Here is a 7,637-nt window from a genome sequence, read left to right as displayed (position 1 = left end):
ACGACTCCGACACCTGGCTGGAGCTGTACAGCCGTATCCACGCTCCGCTCAAGGGCGACGGCATCGCCAGCGTGCGCCTGGACCACTTCGGCAAGGATACCGAGAAGGGCAGCCGCGGCTCGTCGGCGAAAACCCAGGACGTCGATCACGTGTGGGAGCTCACCGCCTACGACGAGACGCGCGCCTATACCGAGACCGTCGAGACGGTCACCACCCGGCTCAAGATGCTGCGCACCCACACCCGGACCGGGCTCGGCGACGACGCCTTCCACGTCACCCGGCGCGGCGAGAAGGAGCGAGGTGGGGCATGGCTGCCCGGCCGTACCCGGCATGAGCTGACCGATTCGACGGTCGCCGAGGGCCTGGAGGCCTCCAAGCCGTTCATCAAGGTCCTGTGCGAGGCGCAGTCCAAGGTCGCCAAGGTCGCCGCCAAGGAGACCGCCGAATACCCGCTGTTCCTCGACTACCAGGACGACGTCCTGGAGGCGGTGACCGGCGCGGTCAAGAGCGAGCTGGCCGCGGCGCTGACCATCGCCGGCAAGCAGGAGCGCGAGACCGAGCTCGACCGCGTCAAGGCCCTGGCCGCCGAGAAGGTCGGCTCCGAGTTCGAGGGCCGCGAGAAGGAGATCGGCGCGGCGTTCCGCTCGCTGACCAAGAAGCTCATGCGCGAGCGGGTCATCTCCGAGGGCGTCCGCATCGACGGCCGCGGTGTCAAGGACATCCGGCAGCTCAACGCCGAGGTCCACGTCGTGCCCCGGGTGCACGGCTCGGCCCTGTTCGAGCGCGGCGAGACCCAGATCCTGGGCATCACCACGCTGAACATGCTCCGCATGGAGCAGATGATCGACACGCTCAACCCGGAGCGCACCAAGCGCTACATGCACAACTACAACTTCCCGCCCTACTCCACCGGTGAGACCGGCCGGGTGGGCTCGCCCAAGCGCCGCGAGATCGGCCACGGCGCGCTCGCCGAGCGGGCGCTCGTCCCGGTCCTGCCGGCCCGCGAGGAGTTCCCCTACGCGATCCGCCAGGTCTCCGAGGCGCTGGGCTCCAACGGCTCGACCTCCATGGGCTCGGTCTGCGCCTCGACCATGGCGCTGCTCGACGCGGGTGTCCCCCTCAAGGGCATCGTCGCGGGCATCGCGATGGGCCTGATCAACGAGGGTGACCAGTACGTCACGCTGACCGACATCCTCGGCGCCGAGGACGCCATGGGCGACATGGACTTCAAGGTCGCCGGCACCAAGGACGTCATCACCGCCCTCCAGCTCGACACCAAGCTCGACGGCATCCCCGCCTCGGTCCTGGCCGCCGCGCTGAAGCAGGCCAAGGGCGCCCGCCTGGCCATCATCGACGTGATGCAGGAGGCCATCGACTCCCCTGCGGAGATGAACGCGACGGCCCCGCGCATCATCACGATCAAGGTCCCGGTGGACAAGATCGGCGAGGTCATCGGCCCGAAGGGCAAGATGATCAACCAGATCCAGGACGACACCGGCGCCGAGATCACGATCGAGGACGACGGGACCATCTACATCGGCGCCACCGACGGCCCGTCCGCCGAGGCGGCCCGGTCGGCGATCAACGCCATCGCCAACCCGCACATGCCGGAGGTCGGCGAGCGCTACCTGGGCACGGTCGTCAAGATCGCCGCCTTCGGCGCCTTCATCTCCCTCATGCCGGGCAAGGACGGCCTGCTGCACGTCTCCCAGATCCGCAAGCTGCACGGCGGCAAGCGCATCGAGAACGTCGAGGACGTCATGAACGTCGGCGAGAAGGTCCAGGTGGAGATCGCCGAGATCGACTCGCGCGGCAAGCTCTCCCTGGTGCCCGTCGAGGTCATCGAGAAGGAGGCCGCGGCCAAGACCGAGGGCGGCGCCCCCGAGGAGGAGCCCGCGGCGCCCGCCGCCGACGAGCGGCCCCGCGAGGAGCGGCCCCGCCGCACCCGCACCCGCACCAGCGGCGGCGGCCGCGGAGGAGAAGACCGCAACTCGTGATGACCACCACTCTGCACCCCGGCAAGGACGGTGCCGGGGTGGTGCAGCGCACCGTCCTCCCCGGTGGGCTCCGGGTGGTGACCGAGTCCATGCCGACCGTGCGTTCCGTCGCGGTCGGCATGTGGGTCGGCATCGGATCGCGGGACGAGGCCCCCGAGCACATGGGGGCCTCCCACTTCCTTGAGCACCTGCTGTTCAAGGGCACCCCCACGCGGGACGCACTGGAGATCTCCGCGGCGATCGAGGGCATCGGCGGTGAGATCAACGCTTTCACCGCCAAGGAATACACCTGCTACTACGCGCGGGTCCTCGACGAGGACCTGCGGGTGGCGATCGACGTGCTCGCCGACGTGGTGACCTCCTCGCTCATCACCCCGGAGGACGTCGAGGCCGAGCGTGGCGTGATCCTGGAGGAGATCGCCATGCACGACGACGACCCCTCCGACATGGTGCACGAGCAGTTCTCCGCCGAGCTGTACGGCGACACGCCCATCGGCCGGCCGATCCTCGGCACGGTCGAGTCGATCAACGCCGTCAGCCGTGACCGGATCGCCGAGTACTACCACCGCTACTACCTGCCGACGCACACCGTGGTGTCGGTGGCCGGCAACGTCAGCCACGAGCAGGTCGTCGCGCTGGTCGCCGCGGCCTACGAGCGGGCCGGAGCCCTCGGCGGGGACGCCTCGCCCATCCCTCCGCGTCTGTCCGGCCCCGGCGTCGGGACCCGCTCCGGGGTCCGGGTGGTGCACCGGCCGACCGAGCAGGCCAACCTGGTCCTCGGCACGACCGGCCTCACCCGCACCGACGAGCGCCGCTTCGCGCTGGGCGTGTTCAACGCGGCCCTGGGCGGCGGCATGTCCTCGCGGCTGTTCCAGGAGATCAGGGAGAAGCGGGGGCTGGCCTACTCCGCCTACTCCTACACTTCCGCCCACGCCGACACCGGCCAGTTCGGCATCTACGTCGGCTGCCTGCCGTCGAAGACCGACGACGTGCTGAAGATCTGCCGTGAGGAGGTCCTCCGGGTGATCGCCGACGGCATCACCGAGGAGGAGATCGTCCGCGGCAAGGGACAGATGCGCGGCGGTCTGGTGCTCGGGCTGGAGGACACCGGCTCCAGGATGTCCAGGATCGGCAAGGGCGAGCTCGTCTACGACGAGCTGCTCTCCGTCGACGACGTCCTGGCCAGGATCGAGGCGGTGACGCCGGAGGAGATCACCGAGGTCGCCCGCGACGTCCTCAACCGTCCGATGACCCTCGCGGTGATCGGCCCCTACGAGGACAAGGACTTCAGCTGGGCCGTGAACGGCTAGCCGTCCTGTCGCCAACGGCCCCGGCGCCCCGTGCGCCGGGGCCGTTGTCCGTCCGGGCGCGGCGTGCGAGGTCAGGGCATGGCTGGCGGGTCCGCGCGGAGGCGGACGGTATAGCCTTGGGCCGTGATCAGGGTTGGAGTTCTCGGCGCCCGCGGGCGTGTCGGTATCGAAGTGTGCAGGGCCGTCGAGGCGGCCGACGACCTGGAGCTGGTCGCGGCGGTCGACAAGGGCGACCCGATCGAGGGTCTCGCGGGCTCGGAGGTGGTGGTCGACTTCACCCACCCCGACGTGGTCATGGGCAACCTCGAATGGTGCATCTCCCACGGCATCCACCCGGTGGTCGGCACCACCGGCTTCGACGCCGGGCGGCTGGCGACCGTCAGGGGCTGGCTGGACGACAACCCCGGCGTCAACGCGCTGATCGCCCCCAACTTCGGCATCGCCGCCGTGCTGATGATGCACTTCGCCCAGCAGGCCGCCCGATACTTCGACTCCGTCGAGATCGTCGAGCTGCACCACCCGAACAAGGCCGACGCGCCCTCCGGCACCGCCCGCCGTACGGCGGAGCTGGTCGCCGAGGCGCGGAACAAGGCCGGGGTGGGGCCGATGCCCGACGCCACCAGCGCCGAGCTGGAGGGGGCGCGGGGCGCGGAGGTGGACGGGGTCCGCGTGCACTCCGTGCGGCTGGCCGGGCTGGTCGCCCACCAGGAGGTGCTCATGGGCGGCGACGGGGAGACGCTCACCATCCGCCACGACACCATGAGCCGCTCGTCGTTCACGCCGGGCGTGCTGCTGGGCGTGCGCCGGGTCGGGGAGACGCCCGGACTGACCGTCGGCCTGGAGCCCCTGCTCGACCTGTAACCGAGACACTCCGGGACCTGGCCGAGACACTCCGGGACCGGCCGAGGAACTCCGGAGGCGGCCTGTCCGTCTACCGGACATGACGCGATCCGAGCTCGTCTGTCCCCTCTGTCAGGGCACGGAGTTCCAGCAGGAGCACGGCAGGGTCGACAGCCGGTGGGGGATCACCTCCCACCGGATAACCCTGATGATCTGTGTGCGGTGCCGCTATATCCTCCAGTTCTATGACAAGCACTCGATCTTCGATTTCGACTGAGGTCCGCTGGGCCGTGGCCGGGGAGCTGCCCGGCCTGGCGGCGGTGGAGGTCGCCGCCGACGGGGTGTTCGCCCAGGTGGGCATCACCTTCCCGGAGGGGACCACGATGGTCGAGGAGACCGACGACCCGTCGCGGGTCCTGGTCGCCGGGACCCCGCCGGTCGGGTTCGCGATGATCGGCTGGGTGGACGGGCTGGTCCACCTCGACCAGCTCGCCGTCCACCCCGACCACGGGCGGCAGGGCATCGGCGGGCGCCTACTGGAGGCGGTCTGCGACCACGCGGCCTCGGCGGGCTCGGCGGCCGTGACGCTGACGACCTTCCGGGACGTGCCCTGGAACGGGCCGTGGTACGCCCAGCGGGGCTTCGCCGTGCTCGATCCGGCCGAGTGGGGGCCGGAGCTGGCCGCGCTGGTGGACCACGAGCGGGAGCTGGGCATCGAGCTCGCGCCCCGCGTCGTGATGCGCCGCGCCCTCTGAGCGGCGGTGTGCCCGCCGGGCCGTCCCGCCGGGCGGGAGCCGGGCGAGGCCGTCCGCGCCCGCGGGCCGGAGACCGCCGGAGGCGTCAGAGATCGTTGAGGAAGTCGCGGAGAGCGGTTCCGATCTCGACGGGGGAGTCCTCCTGGATGTAGTGGCTCCCCTTGACGGTCACCTCGCGCTGGTTCGGCCAGCTCCGGGCGTATTCCGCGGCCCGGCCGACGAGCAGGGCCCCGGGCTCGGCCGCCACGAGCAGCTTGGGGACGGGACTCTGCGAGAGGTGGCGCCCGTACTGTTCGACGATCTCGGCGACGTCGCCGGGAGTCCCGTCGATCGGCAGCTCACGGGCGAGCATCAGCGTCGGCAGGCGGGAGGCGGGCGTCTGGAACGGCGCGCGGTAGGCCGCCATCTCCTCGTCGGTCAGCGTGCGCATGACGCTCTTGGGCAGGACCGTCTCGACGAAGAAGTTCTCCTCCATGACCAGGTGTTCTCCCCGGTCGGACCGGAGCGCGCGGAACAGCTCGTCGCGGCCGGGCGGGAAGTCCGACCAGAGCCGGGGCTGGACGATCGCCTCCATGTAGGCGATCGCCTTGACCCGCTCCGGGTGACGGGCCGCCCAGTGGAAACCGAGCGCCGATCCCCAGTCGTGCAGGACCAGTGTGACGTTCTCCGTCAGGCCCAGGGCGTCGAACCACGCGTCGAGATAGCGTGCGTGGTCGCCGAACCGGTAGCCGCCGTCGGGGGCCGGGCCGGAGCGGCCCATGCCGACCAGGTCCGGGGCCAGGCACCGGCCGAGGTCGTGGACGGCGGGGATGATGTTGCGCCAGAGATAGGCGGAGGTCGGGTTCCCGTGCAGGAACACGATCGGGTCACCGTCGCCCGTGTCGACGTGGCTCATCTCGGTGTCCAGGACACGGATCCGCCTGCGGGGGTGGGGGTCGGCGGCGTCGATCCGCGGAGCCTGGGGGGATGTCATCGAACTCTCTTCTCTCGTTCTCGGGATGGACGACCGTGCTCGTCAGGGGTGGATCACTGTGGCGAACACGACGCGCTTGAACCGCTCCAGGGGTTCGGGGGTCCGCTCGACCTTCATGCGGAGGATGGCGCCCTGCCATGAGGTGATCAGGAAGTCCGCCAGCTCCACGGCCGGCACGTCGAGCCGGATCTGACCGGCGGCCTCGGCCTCCAGCAGGCACCGCGCGAAAGGCTCCCGCCACTGGCTGAAGATCTCGGTGAGCCTGGCGCGGATCGCCTCGCTGTGCTCGGCCACCTCCAGGCTCATGTTCCCGATCAGGCAGCCGTGGTGCCAGCCGCGATCCTCGAGCCGGTCGGTGATCGCGTCGAAGTAGGCGCGCAGCCGTTCCAGCGGCCCGCTGCCGGCCCCCTCCACGGTCGCCGCCATGGTCGTGTGCATGTCGGCGAAGTAGCGGTCGAGAATCTCCAGCCCGAACGCCTCCTTGGAGGTGAAGTGATTGGTGAATGAGCCCTGCGGCACGCCCGCCGCGGAGGTGATGTCGCGCACTCCGGCGGCGTTGAACCCCCGGCGGCGCACCACCTCGAGGCCCTCGCGCAGGATCTGTTCCTTCTTCGATGGTCTGGCCACCCCTCCAATATGGACGACCGTATTAATTAAGTCAACCCCGCGGCGGCGATGCCGGTAGCATCGCTGGCGTGAGCCGGTTCCGTGATGAGTTGTGGCAGGTCGTCGAGGGTGTCTACGGCGAGATCCTGGTCCACCCGTTTCTCACGGGGCTGACCGACGGGACCCTGCCGCGTGAGGTCTTCCGGCACTTCGTGGTGCAGGAGACGCACTTCCTGCCCGACTACGCGCGGGCGCTGGCGGCCTGCGGGGTGCGGGCCGCCGACCCGGCCGTGGTGCAGCGCTTCGCCGCGGACGCGGCGCGTACGGTCGAGGTGGAGCACAGCCTCCACGTCGAGCTGCTGGCCGCGTTCGGGATGGACGAGGGCGACGCCCTCGGCGAGGGGGCCACCCCCACCACCGTCGGTTACGGCTCCTACCTGCTGCGAGCCTGCCACCTGGGCACCTTCCCCGAGGCGCTGGGCGCGATCGTGCCCTGTTACTGGATCTACGCGAAGGTCGGCGAGGAGCTGCTGAAGCAGTCGTCGCCCGACCCGCTCTACGCGTGGTGGATCGAGACCTACGGCAACGAGCACTACCAGGAGACCGTCGCCGGGGTGCTGGACCTGCTCGACGGGGTCGCCGCGGAACTGCCCGAGACCGACTGGGGGAGGCTGTGCGAGCACGCGCTGACCACCGCGCGCTACGAGTGGCTGTTCTGGGACGCGGCCTGGCGGCGGGAGTCCTGGCCGGTCTGAGCCGTGGCTAACCTACTCGTATGCGCCTGCGGGACCTGTGCCAGGTCGATCACCTGGGGCTGAAGGTGCTCAGCGGCCACGATCTGCTCGACCGCCGGGTCCGTGGCGTCGCGACCACCGACCTGATCGAGCCGGGCCGCTTCCTCAAGGCCGGTGAGCTCGTCCTGACCGAGCTGACCTGGCACGACGGCCCCGAGTCCGCCGGGCGGTTCGTGGCGGCGCTGGTGGAGGCCGGGGTCGCCGCGCTCTGCTCCGGCACCGCGCTGAAGGTCCCGCCGGCCGACCTCATCGACGCCTGCGCCGACGCGGGGCTGCCGATGCTGGCGCTCGGCGTCGACCTGGTGGAGCACCCGGACCGAGCCGATCCTCCGCTGCAGGAAGGGTGCGCCGAAGACCGAGGA

Annotated in this window: 9 protein-coding genes; 7 read left to right on the top strand and 2 right to left on the bottom strand. The window is 70.5% G+C overall.

Annotated features, from left to right (window positions below; translation table 11 throughout):
• The 5 genes from ACWDS7_RS44605 to ACWDS7_RS44585 all read left to right on the top strand — a co-directional run.
• A partial coding sequence (locus tag ACWDS7_RS44605) for a polyribonucleotide nucleotidyltransferase (protein WP_451934232.1) occupies positions 1-1,997 on the top strand: 1,997 nt, incomplete at its 5' end.
• Positions 1,997-3,307: a M16 family metallopeptidase gene (locus ACWDS7_RS44600; RefSeq protein ID WP_451934233.1), complete on the top strand. Its 1,311-nt coding sequence runs from the start codon at positions 1,997-1,999 to the stop codon at positions 3,305-3,307. The genes ACWDS7_RS44605 and ACWDS7_RS44600, both read left to right, overlap by 1 nt.
• A gap of 123 nt (positions 3,308-3,430) precedes the next feature.
• Entirely contained in the window at positions 3,431-4,168 is a 738-nt protein-coding gene (gene dapB / locus ACWDS7_RS44595) for a 4-hydroxy-tetrahydrodipicolinate reductase (protein ID WP_451934231.1), read from the top strand.
• 79 nt (positions 4,169-4,247) lie between these two features.
• Positions 4,248-4,424: a hypothetical protein gene (locus ACWDS7_RS44590; RefSeq protein ID WP_306856938.1), complete on the top strand. Its 177-nt coding sequence runs from the start codon at positions 4,248-4,250 to the stop codon at positions 4,422-4,424.
• Positions 4,393-4,902 carry a GNAT family N-acetyltransferase gene (locus ACWDS7_RS44585; RefSeq protein WP_451934230.1) on the top strand — a complete coding sequence of 170 codons (510 nt, stop codon included), beginning with the start codon at positions 4,393-4,395 and terminating at the stop codon, positions 4,900-4,902. The genes ACWDS7_RS44590 and ACWDS7_RS44585 overlap by 32 nt, the downstream gene beginning before the upstream one ends.
• Before the next feature lie 85 nt (positions 4,903-4,987).
• On the opposite strand, the gene ACWDS7_RS44580 is transcribed toward ACWDS7_RS44585, so the two are convergent.
• Positions 4,988-5,875: a haloalkane dehalogenase gene (locus ACWDS7_RS44580; protein WP_451934229.1), complete on the bottom strand. Its 888-nt coding sequence runs from the start codon at positions 5,873-5,875 to the stop codon at positions 4,988-4,990.
• Positions 5,876-5,917: 42 nt separating this feature from the next.
• Positions 5,918-6,502, bottom strand: coding sequence for a TetR family transcriptional regulator C-terminal domain-containing protein (locus ACWDS7_RS44575; protein ID WP_451934228.1), 585 nt, complete (start codon positions 6,500-6,502; stop codon positions 5,918-5,920).
• 68 nt (positions 6,503-6,570) lie between these two features.
• Between ACWDS7_RS44575 and tenA the strand changes: the two genes are divergently transcribed.
• A complete protein-coding gene (gene tenA, locus ACWDS7_RS44570) occupies positions 6,571-7,236 on the top strand; it encodes a thiaminase II (protein ID WP_451934227.1) in 666 nt (221 codons plus the stop codon).
• A 20-nt stretch (positions 7,237-7,256) separates the two neighbouring features.
• Positions 7,257-7,637: PucR family transcriptional regulator ligand-binding domain-containing protein (locus tag ACWDS7_RS44565; RefSeq protein WP_451934226.1), on the top strand; the 381-nt coding region annotated here is incomplete at its 3' end.

It is taken from the genome of Streptosporangium sp. NPDC003464 (genome assembly GCF_053588315.1).
Note: the sequence above shows the minus strand (reverse complement) of the source record. Positions and strands in the feature narration are given on the sequence as shown.